The sequence below is a fragment of the Mycolicibacterium grossiae genome (assembly GCF_008329645.1).
Classification (GTDB): Bacteria; Actinomycetota; Actinomycetes; order Mycobacteriales; family Mycobacteriaceae; genus Mycobacterium; species Mycobacterium grossiae.
The window spans coordinates 3161714-3181584 of sequence record NZ_CP043474.1; the positions used below are offsets into that span (position 1 = coordinate 3161714).

Consider the following 19871-nt stretch of genomic DNA (forward strand, 5'->3'; position numbering starts at 1 on the left):
ATGTCTCCGGGCGACCAACATCGGGCGAAGACTCGTCCTCCACGGCCAAGGCGTCGACGTGCGCGCCGTGGAACAGTGCAGCGAACTCGAGAGAGGACGTGCACGTGGAGTCGTGGGATTACATCGTCGTCGGTGCCGGATCCGCCGGAGCCGTCGTCGCGAGCAGGCTCACCGAGGACCCGGCCGTGCGCGTGTTGCTGATCGAGGCGGGCGGGTCGCACCGCCGTCTCCGCGTGGCGATGCCCGCGGCCTTCCCGACGCAGTTCAAGACGGCGCTGGACTGGCAGTTCCACACCGAGCCGGAACGGTTCCTCGACGGGCGTTCCCTGTTCCACCCGCGCGGCAAGATGCTCGGCGGATGCAGCTCGATGAACGCGATGATCTACATCCGCGGCAACCGCGACGACTACGACTCCTGGGCGAAGGCCGGTGCGACGGGCTGGTCCTACGACGAGGTCCTGCCCTATTTCCGCAGAGCGGAGGCGAACTCGCGGGGTGAAGACACCTACCACGGTGGCGACGGACCGCTGCGCGTGGAGGATCCGCGGTCGCCCAACCCGCTGAGCCGATCCATCGTGGCGGCGATGGTCGCGACCGGCATCGAGCCCAACGACGACTTCAACGGCCCGGAGCAGTTCGGCGCCGGGTTCTTCCAGCTGACCCAGCGCAGGGGCCGGCGATGGACGACCGCCGACGGGTACGTCGCGCCCGCCCGACGACGCGAGAACCTCGACATCGCGACGAAGACGCACGTCCTCGGCGTACGCATCGAACGCGGCCGGGCCGTGGGCGTCGACGTGCAGCGCAACGGCCGGCGCGTCCTGCTGCGTGCCGACCGGGAGGTCGTGCTCTCGGCGGGGGCGCTGAACACGCCGCAACTGCTGATGCTCTCGGGCGTGGGGCCCGCCGACCACCTGACCGACCACGGCGTTCCCGTCGTCGTCGACAACCCGAACGTCGGCAGCCACCTGATGGACCATCCGCTCTACACCGTCAACTTCGACGCCCCCGGCGCGACGGGAACCCTCGAATCCGCCCGCACGCCACGGCAGTTGGCCGACTTCCTGGTCCGCGGGCGGGGACTGTTGACGTCGAACATCCCCGAATGCGGCGGCTTCACCGACCGGCGGCCCGGTGATACCGGCCCGGTGATGCAGTTCATGTGCTGCCCGGGCTTTCTGCAGAATCATGGCTTCACCACCCACGACGGTCCGGGCTTCACGATCGCGTGCTCCCTCGTCGCGCCCCTCAGTCGCGGTGCCGTTCGGCTGCGCAGCGCCGACCCCCGGGACGCGGTGGCGGTCCGGTTCGACTACTTCGCCGAGCGTGCCGACATGGAGGCGATGATCGACGGCATCCAACGGGCGCGCGAGATCGCCGCGGCACCGCCCCTGAAGGGCATCACCGGGCGGGAGATCAACCCCGGCGCAGCCGCCCGCACCCGCGCCGATCTGGCCGACAGCGTCCGGCGACTCGCCGAACACACCTACCATCCCGCCTGCAGTGCGCGCATCGGCAGCGAGGACGACGGCGTCGTCGACGCCGAGTTGCGCGTGCACGGCGTCGAGAGGCTGCGCGTGGCCGATGCCTCGGTCTTCCCGACGGTGCCGCACGGCAACACCCACGCCCCGACGGTCATGGTCGGCGAGAAGGCCGCCGACCTCCTGCGCGCCGCCGCCGACTGAAGAGGAGCGCCTCCCGGTCGTCCGGGCATGGCACACCTGGTTTAGAACTGCACGTTGCCCCCATCGACCGCGATGGCGGCCGCGGTGACGAAGGAGGCCTCGTCGCTGGCCAGCCAGAGCACCGCGTCGGCGATGTCGCCTGGCTCGCAGATGCCGGCGGGCAGGAAACCCTGCAGCATCGCGCCGAGCGCGGGATGCGACTCCATGGTGCGGCCGATCTCCGCGACCATGTCGCCGGATCCCATGTCGGTGGCCACCGGGCCGGGGTGCACGCTGTTGACCCGGATGCCGTGCCGTCCCAGTTCCGCGGCGAAGCCGCGCGCCATGCCGGTGACGGCGTGCTTGCTCGCGGTGTAGTGAATCATGAACGGCTGCATCTTCAGTCCGGCTGCCGAGCTGATCAGGATCACCGATCCGCCGCGGCCGCCGTCCACGAGGTGCCGGGCGCCGGCCATCACGGTGTTCCACGTTCCGGTGACGTTGACGTCGAGGACGTCGCGGAACGACTCCGGCGTGATCTCGTCCCACGTCTGCGGCACGGTGATGCCGGCGTTGGCGACGATGACGTCGAGGCGGCCGAGTTCGGCGACGCCGGCCGCGACCGTGGAACGCAGCGCGTCGTGGTCGCGGACGTCGACCGCCGAGGCGAGGATGCGCCTGCCGGTCCGTTCGACCAGGCGCACGGTCTCTGCCAGGTCCTCCGGCGTGGCCGGGTCGTAGCGGATGCACGGCGGTAGCGGGCCCGCGACGTCCACCGCGATGACGTCGGCGCCCTCCTGCGCCATTCGGACGGCGTGCGCGCGGCCCTGCCCACGTGCCGCGCCGGTGATGAATGCGACCCTGTCCAACAGACGTCCGGTCAACGGATCGAGCCTCCTGCCCGTTCGGCGGCCGCCGGCGTGATGCCGGTCACTTACCGCAGGTGAAACAGTTTCTGCTACTTTTGTAACGTCTCATAGCCGAAGCGAGGTCGTCGAATGCCCACACCCGTCATCGTCGGAGCCGTCCGTACCGCGATCGGGCGGTCCTTTAAGGGCACGCTCGTCAACACCCCGCCGGAGACCCTGATCACGGCGGTGCTGCCCGAGGTGGTGCGCCGCTCCGGCATCGACCCCAACGACATCGACGACCTCATCTTCGCCGAATCACATTACGGCGGCGGCGATCTCGCGCGCTACGCCGCGGATGCCACCGGCCTGCAGCACGTGCCGGGCCAGTCGGTCAACCGGCACTGCGCCGGCAGCCTCACCGCGATCGGCAACGCCTCGGCCCAGATCGGTTCGGGCATGGAGCGCGCGCTGATCGCCGGCGGCGTGCAGTCGCTGTCGATGACCCCGCTGGTGAACTGGCGCATCCCCGGACCCGAGCTGAAGTTCGAGGAGCGGTGGATGCCGCCCACGCACGTCGAGACCCCCGACGCACCGACCAGGGACATGTCGATCACCGTCGGCTGGAACACCGCCCAGGCGGCCGGCATCAGTCGCGAGGAGATGGACGCCTGGGCCGCGCGCAGTCACCAGCGCGCCGTCGCCGCGCAGGACGCCGGCAAGTTCGCCGACGAGATCCTGCCGCTCAAGATCACCCAGGCCGACGGTGCGGTCACCGAGTTCGCCGTCGACGAGCACCCGCGACGCGACACCACGGTGGAGAAGCTCGCCGGACTCAAGGTGCTGCACCCCGAGATCGAGGGCTTCTCGATCACCGCCGGCAACAGCAGTGGCACCAACGACGCCTGCGCCGCCGTCGCACTGACCGAGCGCGGCTACGCCGACGGCGCCGGCCTCGACGTCCTCGCCACGGTCAAGGCCTGGGCCTCGGTCGGCGTCGCGCCCCGCGACACCGGGCTCGGCGGCGTCCGCGTCATCGGCAAGGTGCTCGACCGCGCGGGTCTGCGTCCCTCCGACGTGGCGCTGTGGGAGATCAACGAGGCCTTCGCCTCGGTGCCCATCGCCGCGTGCAAGGAGTACGGCCTCGACGAGGAGAGGGTGAACTTCTCCGGCAGCGGGTGCAGCCTCGGTCACCCGATTGCGGCGTCGGGCGCCCGGATGGTGACCACGCTGGTGCACGAGTTGCGCCGCCGTGGCGGCGGCATCGGCGTGGCGGCGATGTGTGCCGGCGGCGGCCAGGGCGGCGCCGTCGTCGTCGAGGTCTGACGCTCGACCAATCGCGTTGCGCACGACGATGATTCGTCGTCCGAAACGCCTTCGGCCCGGTGCCGTGGCACGTATGGTGAAGCGGTGTCCGACAACCCCGACGAGGTCGTCCTGCGTGAACGCCGCGACCGCACGCTCATCATCACCATCAACCGGCCGGAGGCGCGCAACGCCTTCAACACCGCCGTCGCGCAGGGGCTCGCCGACGCGATGGACGAACTCGACGACACCCCGGAGCTGTCGGTCGGCATCGTCACCGGCGCGGGCGGCAACTTCTGTGCGGGCATGGACCTCAAGGCCTTCATGGCCGGCGAGGTGCCGACCATCCCGGGTCGCGGCATCGGCTTCACCGAGCGCCCGCCGCGCAAGCCGCTGATCGCCGCGGTCGAGGGCTACGCACTGGCCGGCGGCACCGAGATCGTGCTGGCCACCGACCTCGTGGTGGCAGCCAGGGACGCGAAGTTCGGCATCCCCGAGGTCAAGCGCGGACTGGTCGCCGCGGGCGGTGGCCTGCTCCGACTGCAGCACCGCATCCCCTACCAGAAGGCGCTCGAACTGGCGTTGACCGGCGACAGCTTCACCGCCGAGGAGGCCTCGCAGTGGGGCTTCGTCAACGTGCTCACCGACGCCGGCGGGGCGCTCGAGGGCGCTCTGGAACTGGCCGGCCGCATCACCGCCAACGGCCCGCTCGCGGTCGCCGTCACCAAGCAGGTCATGGCCTCGGCCGCCGGCTGGAGTGAGGACGAGATGTGGCGCAAGCAAGGCGAACTGGTGATGCCGGTGTTCTCGTCGAAGGATGCGATGGAGGGCGCGACGGCATTCGCCGAGAAGCGCAAGCCCAACTGGACGGGCTCCTGACCCACCCGAGCAGGGGATGACGGATGGACCGCTACGAACTCCGCAGGCAGGACTACGCGCTGTCGGTCGACCAGGGGGAACTGCAGCGCGCCTACCGCGACTTCCTGAGCGCGCACTGCCCGCTGGAGACCGTGCGTGCGGCGGAGGCAACCGGTTTCGACGCGGACCTGTGGCGCCGGTGGTGCGCCACCGGCGCCGCGTCGATGGCGCTCCCCGAGTCGGTCGGCGGCGACGGCGCCACACTCGTCGACCTCGTCCTGGTCGCCGAGGAACTGGGCAGGCGCCTGGCGCCACTGCCGTGGATCGACCACGTCTGCGGTGCCCGCCTCCTCGCGCGCCTCGGCGTCCTCGACGACGCCGCGGTCGTGTCGGGGGAGTCGATCGTCGGTCTCGACGCCGTCGAGACGCCCGGCGCCGGACCGCGGCTGGTGCCCTCCGGGGCCGTCGCCGCCCAGGTGCTGGTGCGCGACGGCGACGACGTCGTCCGGCTGACCCACCGCAAGCCGCCCGCGGGGGTCGCCAACATCGGCTGCCTGCCGATGGCGTGGATCGACCCCGCGGCCGCCGACACTTGCACGGTGCTGGCGAGCGGCCCCGACGCCGCGGCCGCCCATCGGCTCGCCATGGACGAATGGCGGCTGCTCACCGCTGCCGCGCTGGCGGGACTGGTGGAGGAGACGATGACCATCGCGGCCCGGTTCGCCACCACGCGGTACACGCTCGGCGTGCCGATCGGGTCGCTGCAGGGCATCTCGCATCCGTTGGCCGACGTGGCGGTCGCCGTCGAGGGCGGACGCGCGCTGGCCCGGCGTGCCGCCTGGTACCTCGATCACGAACCCGCCGCACGTCCGGAGCTGGCGCCCGCGGCGTTCGTCTTCCTGGCCGACGTGGCGCCACGTGCCGCGACGACGGCCGTGCAGGTGCAGGGCGGTCTCGGGGTGTCGGCGGAGGCGGCCGCGACGGCGTACCTGGTCCGTGCCCGGGGCTGGTCGCTCGCCGGTGGTGACCCCGCCGCCACCGCCGTCCGCATCGGCCGTCTGGTCGCCGAACGGGAGAGCGCCTGACGCGATGGCCGGCCGACGCGTACTCGTGATGGGCGCGAGCGGTTTCGTGGGCTCGCACGTCACCCGCGCCTTCGTCGAGGACGGCGACGACGTTCGGGTCTTCCTGCGCCGCACCAGTCGGACCGACGGCATCGACGACCTCGACGTGGAGCGCCATCACGGCGACCTCACCGACGCCGACGCGGTGCGCGCGGCGATGACCGGCTGCGACGTGGTGTGCTACTGCGTCGTCGACACCCGGTTCACCCTGCGTGACCCGGCACCGCTGTTCGCGACGAACGTCGACGCGCTGCGCCACGTCCTGGACGTCGCGGTGACGATGGGCCTGTCGCGCTTCGTGTTCTGCAGCACGATCGGCACCATCGCCCTGGCCCCACCCGGCCGGCGCGCCACCGAGGACATGCCCGTCGACTGGGCGGGCGGCGCCTACATCGCGTCGCGCCGCCGCGCCGAGGACATGGTGCTGCGGTACGCCGCGGAGCGCGGGCTGCCCGCGGTCGCAATGTGCGTGTCCACGCCGTACGGGCCGCTGGACTTCCAGCCGCACCAGGGCCTGCTGATCCGGGCGGCGGCGCGCGGCCGGATGCCGGTGTACGTCCGCGGCGTCAGCGCCGAGGTGGTCGGCATCTCCGACGTCGCACGGGCCTTCGTCCTGGCCGCCGAGCGCGGCCGCCCCGGCGAGCGGTACATCGTCTCGGAGAGCTACCTGTCCATGCGCGACCTGCTCGCCATCGCGGCCGGGGAGGTGGGTGCACGACCGCCTCGCATCGGGGTGCCGCTGCCGGTGGTCTACGCCGTGGCGTGGCTGCTCGACGTCGCCAGCCAGCTGCTGGGCCGCGACCCGCCGCTCACCGTGACCGGCGTCCGGCTGATGCACGTGATGTCGCCTGCCGACCACGCCAAGGCGACGCGGGAGCTGGGCTGGCAACCCCGGCCCGTCGCCGAGGCGGTCCGGGCGGCGGCCCGTTTCCACCGGGATGCGGCAGGATCGGCGACGTGACCGAACGGGTGCTGGACGAACTGGGCTTCTACCTGCTGGCGGGGGCAGGAGGCGAGGGTCCGGCGACGCTGGTCGATGAGGCGCGTCAGGGGGAGGAACTCGGCTTCGGCACCGGGTTCGTCTCGGAGCGGTGGAACGTCAAGGAGGCGTCGTCGCTGACGGGCGCCGCGCTGGCCGTGACGTCCCGCCTGCGCATCGCGACCGCCGCGACCAACCACAACACGCGCCACCCGCTGATCACCGGATCGTGGGCGACCACCATGCACCGACTCTCCGGCGGCCGCTTCACGCTCGGTCTGGGCCGCGGCATCGCCGCGATGTACGACGCGTTCGGCGTCCCGGCGATCACCACCGCTCAACTCGAGGACTTCGCCCGGGTGATGCGCCGGCTGTGGCACGGCGAGGTGATCATCGGTCACGACGGACCGATCGGGCAGTACCCGGTGCTGTTCCTCGACGCCGACTTCCGCGAGGACATCCGGTTGGCGCTGGTTGCGTTCGGTCCGCGGACGCTGGCGCTCGGCGGCCGGGTCTTCGACGACGTCATCCTGCACACCTACTTCACTCCGGAGACGCTGGCGCGTGCAGTGGCGACGGTCAAGAGGGCCGCCGAGCGCGCCGGCCGGGATCCGGCCGCGGTGCGGGTGTGGTCCTGCTTCGCCACCGTCGGCGATCACCTGCCCGAGGAACTGCGGCTGAAGAAGACCGTCGCCCGCCTCGCGACCTACCTGCAGGGTTACGGCGACCTGCTGGTGCGCACCAACGGCTGGGATCCCGCGGTGCTGGCGCGGTTTCGCGACGACCCGGTCGTCCAGTCGGTGCCCGGCGGGATCGACCACAAGGCGACCGCCGAGCAGATCGAGCACATCGCGACGCTGCTGCCCGACGAGTGGCTCGAGCCGGCGGCGACCGGCTCGGCGCGGCAGTGCGTCGAGCGGGTGCGCCGCGAATTCGATCACGGCGCCGACGCGGTCATCCTGCACGGCGCCACGCCGGCGGAGCTGGCGCCGATCGTCGCCGAGTACCGCGCCACCGTCGGCTGAGGCCACAGCCGCGGACCGCCGTCAGGGGCGTCTTCTCTATGCTGGAGGTTCACGGAGCGGGAGGGGCATCGTGCGCGACGACGAGACGAGCGCCGGCGCAGCCGGTGCACCGGACGGCGCACCGGACGACGCATCGGACGGGGAGACGGCGCCCGCCGAGGGCCGCACCGCCGGGTCGATCCGCTGGCAGGACGCCGCCACCGCGCAACCGCGGCAGCCGACCGTCGCGGAGGCGCGGCAGCGCGACAAGGCGCGCAAGGCCCGCGAGGCGGCCGAACGGTTCGCCGAGGAACAGGAACGCCAACGCGACGCCCGCGCGGCGACCCGGCGCAAGGCGCTCATGGGGTCGGTCGCGGTGGTCGGCCTCGTCGGCGCCGTCGCGCTGGGCTACCACCTGCTCAACGACGACGACGAGGTGTCCGCCACCTGCGTGCGGGACGGCACCAACGAGGTGGTGCCCGACCAGTACTGCTCCACGGGCACGGTGGGCACCGGTGGCCTGTTCATCTTCGCCGGGTCGCCGTACCGCTACTACTACGGCGGCAACAACTCCGGCATCGGCAGCGTCGCGCGCGGCGGCACCATCGAACTGCCGCGCGGCACCACCGGCCGCACGTCGGCCGGGCAGAGCATCTCCCGCGGCGGATCGGACGGCAGCTCGGTGACGCGCGGCGGTTTCGGCTCGAGCAGCCACAGCGGCTCGGGCAGCTGACGTGCGACGCGAACGTCACGCACCCCGTCCGGACTGGCGCCGCATCGTCGGCGAGCAGGGCATGTGCTTCGGCACGCCGGCGCGCGACGCCGACGGCACGGCGCGGCCGTACTGGGACGAATCGGTGCACTACGTCTTCGACATGGACGAGGTGCTCTCCATCGAGGCGTCGGTGGAAGTGCTGCACTCGATGTGCCTCGACGCCGTCGAGCACGTCGTGCTCACCGAGCGCTACCGCGACTTCGGGCTGCCCGAATGGTCCTGGGAGCACGTCGAGAAGTCCTGGCGCCGAGGCGATCCCCACCTCTACGGCCGCTTCGATCTGCGCTACGACGGCAGTCGACCGCCGGTTCTGCTGGAGTACAACGCCGATACGCCGACCTCGCTGCTGGAGGCGGCGATCCTGCAGTGGCACTGGAAGACCGACGTCTTCCCCGCCGACGACCAGTGGAACTCGCTGCACGAGCGGCTCGTCGCCCGCTGGGCCGAGATCCGCGACCGGCTGCCCGGCGCCGAGACGCACTTCACCTGGTCGGCCGCCGACCCCACCGGCGAGGACAACGTCACCCTCGCCTACATCCAGGAGTGCGCCGCCGAGGCCGGCCTCGCCACCGTCGGCCTGGCGATCGAGGACATCGGCTTCGACGAGGACCTGTCGCGGTTCGTCGACCTCGAGGAAGCGCCGATCGACTCCATCTTCAAGCTGTATCCCTGGGAATGGCTCGTCGACGACGACTTCGGGAAGCGAGCGCTGGACTCCCTGCCGCAGACGATGTGGGTGGAGCCGCTGTGGAAGACGCTGCTGAGCAACAAGGCGATTCTCGCCGTGCTGTGGGAGATGCATCCCGGCCACCCGAACCTGTTGCCCGCCTACGTCGACGACCCGCACGAGCTGGTCGACTACGTGCGCAAGCCGAAGCTCGGCCGCGAGGGCGCCAACATCACCATCCACGCCGACGGGCACGAGATGCAGACCGGCGGCGTGTACGGCGAGGAAGGCTTCGTCTACCAGTTGTTCGACCCGCTGCCGACCTTCGACGACATGCGGCCCGCGCTCGGCGCGTGGATCGTCGGCGACGAGTCCGCGGGCCTCGGCATCCGGGAGACCTCCGGACTCGTCACCGACGACGGCGCGGCGTTCGTGCCGCACCGCATCCCGCTGCCCCGATGAGGAAGGACCACCCGTGACCACCGTTGCGCTGCCCCCCGACTACTGGTCGGCACTCGGTCACGGGGCGTCCGCCATCGCGCTCTACGCCATCGTGGGGCTCGCGCTGATCGTGCTCGGCTTCTTCGTCCTCGACTGGACGACGCCGGGACCGCTGCGCACCCTGGTGCAGGCCGGCCGCCCGAACGCGGCGGCGATCGCCGCGTCGGGCCTGGTCTCGCTGTCGATCGTGGTCGTGCTGGCCATCTTCAGCTCGTCGGGCGACCTGCTCGACGGTCTGCTCAAGACCCTGATCTTCGGCCTGCTCGGCATCGTCGCGCAGGCCGTGTCGGTGCGCATCATCGAACTCGTCACCGGCATCGACATCGGGGCCGTGCTCGCCGCCGAGCGGTACACCCCCGAGGCGCTCGTGGTGGTGGGTGCGCACGCCGGACTCGGACTGATCGTCGCTGCAGCGATCCTCTGAGGGGTCAGCAGCAGCGCGTCTGCGGATTGGCCTCCGTCGCGGCGTGCCGCATCCGCCAGTACTCCCGCTCGGTGAGCACCGGTTCTCCCGGGTGGGTGCGGGCGCGGTGCGCGACGTAGCGCTCGTACAGGTCGTCGCCCATCAGTGCGCGCCAGTACGCACGGATCTCGCGCCCTGCGTGCCGGATGCCTCCCACTGCTTCGCCACCTCCTTCTCCGCCTTCGTGGTGAACAGACCGGACGGCGCGAAGATCCGCGACGGCACCGGCTCGTCCTCGGCGAGCGGCAACCCGCGTCCGCGGATCGCCTTGAGCGCCATGACGACCCCGGCGACGAACACGATGAGCACCAGCACGGCGAACACCACCGACAGCGTGCCCTGGATGAAGGTGTTGCGGATGACCGCGTCGATCTGGCCGGCGTCCTTGGCCGCGCCGAACGCCGTCTTGCCCGCGTCCTTGGCGTCGCGGTACTGGAAGTGCTGCGTCCAGTAGCCGACCTTGGGGTCGCCGGAGAAGATCTTCTGCCACGATGCCGTCATCGTCACCACCAGATCCCACAGCAGCGGAATGCCGGGGATCCAGGCCCACTTCAGCAGCCCACGCTTGATGACGACGACCGTGACGACGGTCAGCGCGATCGCCGCGAGCAACTGGTTGGCGATGCCGAACAGCGGGAAGAGGGTGTTGATCCCGCCGAGGGGGTCGGTGACGCCCATGAGCAGGATGCTGCCCCACGCCGCGACGACGATGACGCTGCAAATCCACGCGCCCACACGCCAACTCGGGTTGCGCAGCTTGGCCATCGGCCCGCCGAGGTTGCCGAGGCCGTCGGACAGCATGAAGCGGGCGACGCGGGTGCCGGCGTCGACCGTCGTGAGGATGAACAGCGCCTCGAACATGATCGCGAAGTGGTACCAGAAGGCCTTGAATCCCTCGCCCCCGAAGACCTGGTGCAGCACCTCGGACATGCCGAACGCCAGCGTCGGCGCGCCGCCGGTCCGGGACACGATCGACTCCTCGCCGACGCTCTCGGCGGCCGCGGTGATCTCGGCGCCGGTGATCGGGGGACCCGACAGGCCCAGGCCGTTGACGTAGGTGGCGGCCGTCTCGGCGGTGGTGCCGGTGGACGCGGTCGGGGCATTCATCGCGAAGTACAGGTGCTGGTTGAGGATCGCCGCGGTGATGAGCGCCATGATCGCCACGAACGACTCGGTGAGCATGCCGCCGTAGCCGATGAGCCGCATCTGGCTCTCCTTCTCCAGCAGCTTGGGCGTGGTGCCGGAGGAGATCAGCGAGTGGAAGCCCGACAGCGCGCCGCAGGCGATGGTGATGAACAGGAACGGGAACAGCGATCCGGCGAACACCGGCCCGGTGCCGCTCGAGGCGAACGACGACACCGCGGGCGCCTCCATGAGCGGGCGGGCCAGCAGGATGCCCACCGCGAGCAGCGCGATGGTGCCCACCTTCATGAACGTCGACAGGTAGTCGCGCGGCGCGAGCAGCAGCCACACCGGCAGCACCGAGGCGGCGAGGCCGTAGACGATGATGCACCACGACAGGGTCACCTTCGACAGCGTGAACCAGTCGGCTATCCAGGCGGTCTCGGCCACCCAGCCGCCGGAGACGACGGCCAGCAGCAGCAGGACGACGCCGATCAGTGACACCTCGGACACCCGGCCGGGGCGGAGGAACCGCAGGTACAGACCCATGAAGATCGCGATCGGGATGGTCATGGCGATCGAGAAGACGCCCCACGGGCTCTCGGCGAGAGCGTTGACCACGACGAGCGCCAGCACGGCCAGCAGGATCACCATGATGATGAGGACGCCGACGATCGCGGCGACCCCGCCGGTGGTGCCCAGTTCGTCACGCGCCATCTGGCCCAGCGACCGGCCGCGCCGGCGCACCGAGATGGACAGCACCAGGTAGTCCTGCACGCAGCCGGCGACCAGGGCGCCGACGATGATCCAGATGGTGCCCGGCAGGTAGCCCATCTGCATGGCCAGCACCGGACCGACGAGCGGTCCGGCGCCCGCGATGGCGGCGAAGTGGTGGCCGAAGAGCACCCGCCGATCGGTGGGTAGGTAGTCGGTGCCGTTCTCGAATACCTCGGCGGGCGTGGCGTTCTCGTCGCGCGGCTGGACGATGCGCGTCTCGATCAGGCGGGCGTAGAAGCGGAATCCGATGACGTAGGTGCAGATCGCGGCGATGACGAACCACACGGCGTTGACGGTCTCGCCGCGGAAGAATGCGATGACCGCCCACGCGATGGCGCCGAGCAGTGCGACGACGCCGAACACGATGCGGTGCCGCGCGGTGATCGGGGAGCGGTCGACGATCGCGACCGGAGGGAGGTCCTTGGCGGTGCGGACGTACGTGACGTCGCCGACGGTCTCCTCGGTGCGCTCCGACGTCGCGGGGGCCGGCGGGGATGAAGACGATGAGGCCATGTGCTCGATCCTGTCATCGTGGCCAGCGCCGTGGTGACGAACGCCCCCATTCGGGCGCAGCGGTCCCCTCCGGCTCGGCAGTACCCCTCGGCTCAACGGTCGTGGAAGGCGCGCACCGTGTCGACGGTGTCGGCTTCGGCCGGGTTCTTGTCGTCGCGGTAGCGCAGCACCCGCGCGAAGCGCAGCGCCATGCCGCCGGGGTAGCGCGTCGAGGCCTGCACGCCGTCGAAGGCGATCTCCACGACCTGCTCGGGCCGCACCCGCACAACGGCCCCGTCGGTGGGGCCGTCGGCGAGGCCGAGGAAGCGTTCGGTCTGCCAGGCCAGCATCTCGTCGGTCATGCCCTTGAAGGTCTTGCCCAGCATCACGAATCCGCCCGTGTCCGGGTCGAGCGCGCCGAGGTGGATGTTGGACAGCGTGCCGCTGCGCCGGCCCGATCCCCACTCCACCGCGAGCACGACGAGGTCGAGGGTGTGCACGGGCTTCACCTTCAGCCAGCCCGCACCGCGCCGGCCCGCCTCGTACGGCGAGGACGGCGCCTTGGCCATGACGCCCTCGTGCCCGGCGGCCAGCGTGCGGTCGAGGAACGAGGCGGCCTCGTCGGGGTCGGCGGTGACCGTGCGATCGACGCGCTGGGTCTCCGGGACGAGGGCGTCGAGCCGGGCGAGGCGTTCGGTGGCGGGGAGGTCGAGCAGGTCGGTGCCGTCGAGGTGCAGCAGGTCGAAGAAGAAGACCGACAGCGGTTGGTCGGCGCCGCGGGCGCCGCGGCGGCCGAATCGCGAGGCCGTCACCTGGAACCGGTCCGGGCGGCCGTCGGGACGCAGCGCGATGGCCTCGCCGTCGGCGATCACCGCGTGCGCGGGCAGCGCCCTCGCGGCCGCCACCACCTCGGGCAGGCGGTCGGTGACGTCGTCGAGGCTGCGGGTGTACACCGTCACCCGGTCGCCGTCGCGGTGGATCTGCACCCGGGCGCCGTCGAGCTTCGCCTCGAGAATGGCCGTCCCGCCCAGCTTTTCGAGCGCGGCGTCGACGCCCGTGGCGGTCTGCGCGAGCATCGGCCCCACCGGGGTGCCGACCTGCAGGCGGAATCGGCCGAGCGCTTCGGCGCCCTCGGTGAGGACGGCCGCCGCGACCGCGGCGAGATCGCCGCTGAGCATGGCCGCGCGCCGTACGTCGGCGGCGGGCAGGAGGGCGGCCTTCGCGACGGCGTCGGCCATGACGCCGAGCAGGGCGCCCTGGCGCAGCTCGCCGCCGAGGAGGCGCCGCAGGAAGGCCTGCTCGGCGGCGGTCGCGGCGCCGAACAGGCCGCCGAGCAGCTCGGCGCGACGTGCCGTCGAGCCCTTGCCCGCGACGGCCTTCACGGCGTCGAACGTCGCGTGCACGCCGGGCACGGTGAGCGTGGGGTCGGTCGCCGGGGACGGCAGCGAGCGCAGCGCGGCCCAGCCCACGCCGATCTGACGCTGCGGCAGCTCCCCGGACAGCCAGGCCACCGTCGTGGCGATCGTGGTGGCGTCACCTCCGGCGGCGGCGAGCGTCAGCACGTCGGCGATCCGGGTGGTCTTGGCCAGCCGGGACGACACCGCGCCGACGTCGGCGGAGGCGGTGGCGACGTCGAGGAGGAGCACATGCCCAGGGTGGCACGCCACGCCGACATCGCTCTCGGGGGACATCGCTCTCGGGGTGACGATGCTCTCGGGGGACGATGCTCTCGGGGGACCGGGTGGCTAGGTCACGGTGAAGGGCACCGTGTGCCAGCCGGTCGCGCCGTCGGGGACCACGTCGGCCTGCTGCGACGTCTGCACCGCGCCGGTGTTGTCGGTGGCCCGCACCGAGATCTCGTAGGACCCGGGTTCGGTGGCCTGCCAGCCGAAGCTCCACAGCCGCCAGGTGTCGTTCGAGTAGGCGGCGCCCAGTTGGGCGGGCTGCCACCGGTCGGCGGGCTGCCCGGGGCCGGTGATGCGCACCTCGACGGCCTTGACGCCGCGGTGCTGGGCCCAGGCGACGCCGCCGAACTGGACGGGTCCGCGGGCGACGTCCGCACCGGCGCGCGGCACGTCGATGCGCGACTGCGTCTTGATCGGCCCGCGGGCCGACCAGCCGAGCCGGGTCCAGTACGCCTCGGCCCGGTCGAAGCGGGTCAGTTCCAGGTCGACGACCCACTTGGTCGCCGAGACGTAGCCGTAGAGGCCGGGGACGACCAGCCGTGCCGGGTAGCCGTGTTCGGTGGGCAGCGGCGCGCCGTTCATCGCGACCGCCAGCAACGCGTCGCGGTCGTCGGTCATCGCCTCCACCGGCGTGCCCGCGGTGAACCCGTCGATGGACTTCGAGAGCACCATGTCGGCGTCGTCGTGGACGCCGGCCTCCGCCAGCAGGTCGCGCACCCGGTAGCCGGTCCAGGTGGCGTTCGAGATGAGGTCGCCGCCCACCGGGTTCGACACGCAGGCCAGGGTCACGACCTTCTCGACGGCAGTGAAGCGCTCGAGGTCGGCGAAGGTGAGGGTCACCTCGCGGTCGACCATGCCGCGGATCTTCAGTCTCCATTCCTCACGGCTGACCTGGGGGACCGCCAGCGCGGTGTCGATGCGGTAGAAGTCGGCGGCCGGCGTGATGAACGGCGGCAGGTCGACTCCGGCGGGCTGCACCGTCGGCGGGACCGGCGGCGCGGGCGTCGCCGGCGTGGGCAGCGCGAAGGCGCTGCGGTCGCCCGCCACCGAGGAGCGCATGCGGCCCAGCACGAGGCCCGCCGCACCGCTCACCGCACCGACGGTGAGGAACCCGAGTGCCACCAGCGACAGCCGCCGGCCGGGGTCCGGTGCCGGGCCCGCGCCGGGCGCAACGGTGGTGGTCTGGCGACGGGGCTTGGGGTCGGTGAACCTGCCGGACACCAGCAGTCGCAGCACGCCGATGCCACACGCGGCGCCGACGACCGTGGGAATGACGTGCAGCGGGGTGGCGCCCGGGCGGGACAGCACGGCCGCGCACCCGATGGCTCCGGCCACCGCGATCGCGATGCTGCCCACCGGCACCCGACGGGTCTCGAAGCGTGCGCTCAGCCCGGCGATCAGAACGATCACGAACAGCACCGCGAGGGTGAGGAACAGCTTGTCCGCGGTGGCGAACGTCTGGATGGCCCACTCCTTGACCGGGCCCGGGGTGAGGTCGACGACGGCGCTGCCGACGGCGGTGCGCGCATCGGCGGCCGGGCCGAACGGCACGGCGGCGAGCTGGGTGACCCCCAGCGCGACCGCCGCGGCGGCGACACCGAGCAGCGGGCTGGGACGGTCAGCGCGGTCGACCATGGCCGCCAACGTACCGACGCGCGCATACGGCCGGGTGAGCCAGCGCCCTTACCGTAAGGTGACGTCCGCCAGCTGCTTTACAGTTCCACCTCGATTTGCAACGCATCAGCGGAAGGGACGTACATGGAGATCTCGGGGAAGAAGGCGATCGTCGTCGGTGGCGCATCGGGTTTCGGCAAGGCCACCGCGGCCGCGCTCGCCCAGCGCGGCGCGAGCGTCGCCATCCTGGACCGGCCGCAGTCCAAGGGCAAGGACGTCGCCGCCGAGATCGGCGCCGACTTCCACGAGGTGGACGTCACCGACTTCGGCGGAACCGAGACCGTCCTCGCCGACGCGGTCACCGCACTCGGCGGGCTGCACGTCATCGTGACCACCGCCGGCGGCGGCATCGGCGAGCGGACCATCACCAAGGACGGGCCGCACAGCCTCGAGACGTTCCGGTCCACGGTCGACCTCAACCTGATCGCCACCTTCAACATCAGCAGGCTGGCGGCGTGGCAGATGAGCCGGCAGGAACCGGTCGACGACGACGCCGAGGAGCGCGGCGTCATCATCAACACCGCCTCGATCGCCGCCTTCGAGGGCCAGATCGGACAGGTCGCCTACACCGCGTCGAAGGCCGCGATCGCCGGCATGTGCCTCACCATGGCCCGCGACCTGGGCAGCCTGGGCATCCGCGTCACCGCCATCGCGCCGAGCCTGTTCGCGACCGGCCTCACCGAGGGCATCCCCGACGAGTTCGCCAAGGCGCTCACCAAGGACGCGGCGTTCCCCAAGCGCCTCGGCAAGCCGGAGGAGTACGCGAAGCTCGCCCTGGCGATCGTCGAGAACCCCATGCTCAACGGCCAGTGCCTGCGCCTCGACGCCGGCCAGCGGTTCGCCCCGAAGTAAGTAGAGTGATTTCGGCGCGCTTTCCGTCGCTCACGCGCGGAAAGCGCGCCGAAATCACGACTGAAGGGGTCCGCGAGTGGCAACCGTCGCCAGCCAGATCATCGGGGCCCTGTCCCGCAGCGGAGTGCGACGGGTCTACGGACTGCCCGGCGACAGCCTCAACGGGTTCACCGACGCGATCCGCCGCTCGGACCACCTCAGCTGGGAGCACGTTCGGCACGAGGAGACCGCCGCCTTCGCCGCGGCCGCCGACGCCGCCCTCACCGGCCAGCTGGCGGTCTGCGCGGGCAGCTGCGGACCCGGCAACCTGCACCTCATCAACGGCCTTTTCGATGCCCAGCGCAGCAGGGTGCCGGTGCTCGCGATCGCCGCGCACATCCCACGCAGCGAGATCGGCTCCGCCTACTTCCAGGAGACCCACCCGCAGGACCTGTTCCGCGAGTGCAGCGTCTACTGCGAACTGGTCAGCACCCCGGAGATGGCGCCGCGCATCCTCGAGATGGCGATGCGTGCGGCGATCGAGTCGCGCGGCGTCGCCGTCGTCGTGATCCCGGGGGAGATCTTCCTCGCGAACGCCGGCGAATCACCCTGGCTGACACGGGCCATCGAGCCCACCCGGTCGGTGATCCGGCCCGACGACGCCTCGTTGCAGCGCGCCGCGGACATCCTGAACGGCGCCCGCAGCGTGACCATCCTCGGCGGCGCGGGCGTGCAGGGCGCCCACGATGCGCTCGTCACGCTGGCGGACACGCTCAACGCGCCGGTGGTGCATGCGTTGCGCGGCAAGGAGTTCATCGAGTACGACAACCCGTTCGACGTCGGCATGACGGGTCTGCTCGGATTCGCGTCCGGGTACAAGGCCATCAAGGAGTCCGACGTCCTGCTGATGCTCGGCACCGACTTTCCCTACCAGCAGTTCTTCCCCGACCACGCCCGCGTCATCCAGGTCGACGTGCGCGGCGCGCACCTGGGCAGACGCACGCCGATCGAGCTGGGGCTCCTCGGCACGGTCGCCGACACGCTCGCAGCGCTGCAGCCGCTGCTGGTCCGCAAGACCGACCGCGAGCACCTCGACCGGTCGCTCAAGCACTACCGCACCACCCGCCGCCGGCTCGACGAGCTCGCCGTCAACGACCGCGACCGCACTCCCATCCGACCGGAATACGTTGCCGGACTGCTGGATCGGCTGGCCTCCGACGATGCGGTGTTCACCGTCGACGTGGGCTCGCCGGTGGTGTGGGCAGCGCGCTACCTGCGCATGAACGGCCGGCGCCGACTCGTCGGCTCGTTCAACCACGGCACCATGGCGTGCGCATTGCCGCACGCGATCGGCGCCCAGACCGCCTTTCCCGGGCGGCAGGTCGTGGCACTGGCCGGTGACGGCGGGCTGACGATGCTCTTCGGCGAACTCGTCACGCTGCTGCAGAACCGGCTGCCGGTGACGCTGGTGGTCTTCAACAACTCGTCGCTGAACTTCGTCGAACTCGAGATGAAGGCGGCGGGCATCGTCACCTTCGGCACCGACCTGGTGAACCCCGACTTCGCCGCGGTCGCCCGATCGATGGGCATGTTCGGCCGCCGGGTGGAGGCACCGGGCGACCTCGAGGGAGCGCTCGCCGAGGCCCTCGCGCACGACGGGCCCGCCGTCGTGGACGTCGTCACCGCCCGCCAGGAACTGTCGATCCCGCCGGCGATCACCGCCGAACAGGCCAAGGGCTTCTCGCTGTACGCGATCCGCACCATCATGGCCGGGCGCGCCGACGAGTTGCTCGATCTGGTCACCACCAACGTCGCACGCCGCCTGTTGGACTGACCGCCGCGCCGACTTCACCGATTCGGCACCCGGATCCGCCGATCGCCGCCACGATGAGGGGCATGGTCGACGTCCTGGGGACTGACGTGCCGTCCGAATCGCCGCGTGCCGATCCGGTGGCCCTGGCGCGCGGTCTGCGCTCTCTGGTGCGCGCCGAGGCCCCCGCCTGCGAGCGGGCGCGCACGATGACGCCCGCCGTCGTGGAGGCGATGTGGTCCAGCGGTCTGATGCAGGCGTTCAACCCGGCGCCCGCGGGCGGTCTGGAGCCGACCTTCGCCGCGATGATCGAGACGTGGATCGAGATGGCCTGGCAGGACGGCTCGTTCGGCTGGACCGGCATCGCGAACCTGCCGTCGTCCTTCGCCGCTGCGGCGTACCTGCCCGACGCGGGCTTCGCCGAGGTGTTCACCGCGCGCGACAACCGGGCGACGCTCGGGGGACAGTTCTTCCCGAACGGTCAGGGCGTGGCCGTCGAGGGCGGCTACCGGCTCACCGGCGCGTGGAGCTTCGGTTCGGGCACCGGACACGCGCAGTACGTCGCCGCGGGGTTCCTGCCGATGGTCGACGGGCAGCCCCGGTGGGTGAGCGAGGGCATCCCCGACATGCAGGTCGCGGTGATCCCGCGCGAGGAGGTCGACTTCGCCGACGGTTGGCACGTGCAGGGACTGCGCGGCACGGGCTCCTACGACTACGCGGTCACCGACGTCTTCGTGCCGGCCGAACGGACCTTCGCGCTGTTCACCCGCACACCGCTGCGCGGCACGTCGCCCGCCACGAGGATGGGCATGATGCCGGTGACCGCCGCCGGCCACGCCGCCTGGGCGCTCGGCGTGGCGAAGAGCATGCTCGACGACGTCGCCGACCTGGCCGCCACGAAGTTCCGGATGAGCGACATGGCGTCGCTCGCCAGCAGGCCGACCTTCCAGAAGGGCTACGCCCACCACCTCGCGGCGTGGCGCGCGGCCCGGCTCCTGGTGCTCGAGGCGTTCACCGCGGCCGAGGCGGCCGTCGCCTCGGGTGAGGACCTCACCCCGGTGCTGCGCGCGGACATGCGCGCGGCCGCCGTGTACGCCACCGACGTCTCGCGCGGCGCGGCGGAGTGGGCTCATCTGGCCGCCGGTACGAGCGCCATCCGCGACGGCAGCCGTCTGGAGCGCGCGTTCCGCGACGTCTACACCGGCACGCAGCACGCCTTCATCAGCGAGAAGGTCGCGATCGACGCCGCCCAGATCTGGCTCGGCGTCATCGACGACCAGTTCGGCCTGTAG

Annotated in this window: 17 protein-coding genes; 12 read left to right on the forward strand and 5 right to left on the reverse strand. The window is 71.5% G+C overall.

Annotated features, from left to right (window positions below; genetic code table 11):
- Positions 1-104 precede the first annotated feature (104 nt).
- Complete coding sequence (locus tag FZ046_RS15190) at positions 105-1685, forward strand: GMC family oxidoreductase (RefSeq protein WP_070353430.1); 1581 nt, start codon at positions 105-107, stop codon at positions 1683-1685.
- A gap of 41 nt (positions 1686-1726) precedes the next feature.
- On the opposite strand, the gene FZ046_RS15195 is transcribed toward FZ046_RS15190, so the two are convergent.
- Entirely contained in the window at positions 1727-2548 is an 822-nt protein-coding gene (locus FZ046_RS15195; protein WP_070353429.1) for a mycofactocin-coupled SDR family oxidoreductase, read from the reverse strand.
- Positions 2549-2662: 114 nt separating this feature from the next.
- Here FZ046_RS15195 and FZ046_RS15200 point away from each other — a divergent pair, with 114 nt between their 5' ends.
- The 8 genes from FZ046_RS15200 (at position 2663) to FZ046_RS15235 (ending at position 10149) form a co-directional block, all read left to right on the forward strand.
- A complete protein-coding gene (locus tag FZ046_RS15200; RefSeq protein ID WP_070353428.1) occupies positions 2663-3838 on the forward strand; it encodes a thiolase family protein in 1176 nt (391 codons plus the stop codon).
- An 84-nt stretch (positions 3839-3922) separates the two neighbouring features.
- The gene (locus FZ046_RS15205; RefSeq protein ID WP_070353427.1) at positions 3923-4696 is read left to right on the forward strand and encodes a crotonase/enoyl-CoA hydratase family protein; all 774 of its coding nucleotides are present in this window, start codon (positions 3923-3925) and stop codon (positions 4694-4696) included.
- A gap of 23 nt (positions 4697-4719) precedes the next feature.
- The gene (locus tag FZ046_RS15210; RefSeq protein ID WP_070353426.1) at positions 4720-5760 is read left to right on the forward strand and encodes an acyl-CoA dehydrogenase family protein; all 1041 of its coding nucleotides are present in this window, start codon (positions 4720-4722) and stop codon (positions 5758-5760) included.
- A gap of 28 nt (positions 5761-5788) precedes the next feature.
- Positions 5789-6760 (forward strand): NAD-dependent epimerase/dehydratase family protein, encoded by a 972-nt coding sequence (locus tag FZ046_RS15215; protein WP_407664480.1) that lies wholly within the window; start codon positions 5789-5791, stop codon positions 6758-6760.
- Positions 6757-7803 (forward strand): TIGR03857 family LLM class F420-dependent oxidoreductase, encoded by a 1047-nt coding sequence (locus FZ046_RS15220; protein WP_070353424.1) that lies wholly within the window; start codon positions 6757-6759, stop codon positions 7801-7803. Before FZ046_RS15215 ends, FZ046_RS15220 begins: the two co-directional genes overlap by 4 nt.
- Before the next feature lie 178 nt (positions 7804-7981).
- Positions 7982-8515: a hypothetical protein gene (locus FZ046_RS15225; protein WP_070353458.1), complete on the forward strand. Its 534-nt coding sequence runs from the start codon at positions 7982-7984 to the stop codon at positions 8513-8515.
- A 1-nt stretch (position 8516) separates the two neighbouring features.
- A complete protein-coding gene (locus FZ046_RS15230; protein WP_070353423.1) occupies positions 8517-9686 on the forward strand; it encodes a glutathionylspermidine synthase family protein in 1170 nt (389 codons plus the stop codon).
- 13 nt (positions 9687-9699) lie between these two features.
- Positions 9700-10149, forward strand: a complete 450-nt coding sequence (locus FZ046_RS15235; protein WP_070353422.1) for a DUF350 domain-containing protein — start codon at positions 9700-9702, stop codon at positions 10147-10149.
- 4 nt (positions 10150-10153) lie between these two features.
- On the opposite strand, the gene FZ046_RS15240 is transcribed toward FZ046_RS15235, so the two are convergent.
- The 4 genes from FZ046_RS15240 to FZ046_RS15255 form a co-directional block, all read right to left on the reverse strand.
- Positions 10154-10291 carry a YbdD/YjiX family protein gene (locus FZ046_RS15240; protein ID WP_099045919.1) on the reverse strand — a complete coding sequence of 46 codons (138 nt, stop codon included), beginning with the start codon at positions 10289-10291 and terminating at the stop codon, positions 10154-10156.
- Complete coding sequence (locus FZ046_RS15245) at positions 10291-12600, reverse strand: carbon starvation CstA family protein (RefSeq protein ID WP_070353421.1); 2310 nt, start codon at positions 12598-12600, stop codon at positions 10291-10293. The genes FZ046_RS15240 and FZ046_RS15245 overlap by 1 nt, the downstream gene beginning before the upstream one ends.
- Positions 12601-12692: 92 nt before the next feature.
- A complete protein-coding gene (locus tag FZ046_RS15250; RefSeq protein WP_070353420.1) occupies positions 12693-14225 on the reverse strand; it encodes an ATP-dependent DNA ligase in 1533 nt (510 codons plus the stop codon).
- Between the two features lie 99 nt (positions 14226-14324).
- Positions 14325-15899 carry a molybdopterin-dependent oxidoreductase gene (locus FZ046_RS15255; RefSeq protein WP_070353419.1) on the reverse strand — a complete coding sequence of 525 codons (1575 nt, stop codon included), beginning with the start codon at positions 15897-15899 and terminating at the stop codon, positions 14325-14327.
- Between the two features lie 123 nt (positions 15900-16022).
- Here FZ046_RS15255 and FZ046_RS15260 point away from each other — a divergent pair, with 123 nt between their 5' ends.
- The 3 genes from FZ046_RS15260 to FZ046_RS15270 all read left to right on the forward strand — a co-directional run bounded on the left by FZ046_RS15260 (position 16023) and on the right by FZ046_RS15270 (position 19871).
- Entirely contained in the window at positions 16023-16790 is a 768-nt protein-coding gene (locus FZ046_RS15260) for an SDR family NAD(P)-dependent oxidoreductase (protein ID WP_070353418.1), read from the forward strand.
- Positions 16791-16866: 76 nt separating this feature from the next.
- On the forward strand, positions 16867-18603 hold the full coding sequence (gene poxB, locus FZ046_RS15265) for a ubiquinone-dependent pyruvate dehydrogenase (RefSeq protein WP_070353417.1): 1737 nt from the start codon (positions 16867-16869) through the stop codon (positions 18601-18603).
- Between the two features lie 62 nt (positions 18604-18665).
- A complete protein-coding gene (locus FZ046_RS15270; RefSeq protein WP_070353416.1) occupies positions 18666-19871 on the forward strand; it encodes an acyl-CoA dehydrogenase family protein in 1206 nt (401 codons plus the stop codon).

Bases quoted from the DNA above. Each gene is read 5' to 3' on its own strand.
- FZ046_RS15200 (WP_070353428.1), top strand. From the start codon at position 2,663: ATGCCCACACCCGTCATCGTCGGAGCCGTCCGTACCGCGATCGGGCGG.
- FZ046_RS15210 (WP_070353426.1), top strand. From the start codon at position 4,720: ATGGACCGCTACGAACTCCGCAGGCAGGACTACGCGCTGTCGGTCGAC.
- FZ046_RS15215 (WP_407664480.1), top strand. From the start codon at position 5,789: ATGGGCGCGAGCGGTTTCGTGGGCTCGCACGTCACCCGCGCCTTCGTC.
- FZ046_RS15240 (WP_099045919.1), bottom strand. From the start codon at position 10,291: ATGGGCGACGACCTGTACGAGCGCTACGTCGCGCACCGCGCCCGCACC.
- FZ046_RS15245 (WP_070353421.1), bottom strand. From the start codon at position 12,600: ATGGCCTCATCGTCTTCATCCCCGCCGGCCCCCGCGACGTCGGAGCGC.
- FZ046_RS15255 (WP_070353419.1), bottom strand. From the start codon at position 15,899: ATGGTCGACCGCGCTGACCGTCCCAGCCCGCTGCTCGGTGTCGCCGCC.
- FZ046_RS15260 (WP_070353418.1), top strand. From the start codon at position 16,023: ATGGAGATCTCGGGGAAGAAGGCGATCGTCGTCGGTGGCGCATCGGGT.
- FZ046_RS15270 (WP_070353416.1), top strand. From the start codon at position 18,666: ATGGTCGACGTCCTGGGGACTGACGTGCCGTCCGAATCGCCGCGTGCC.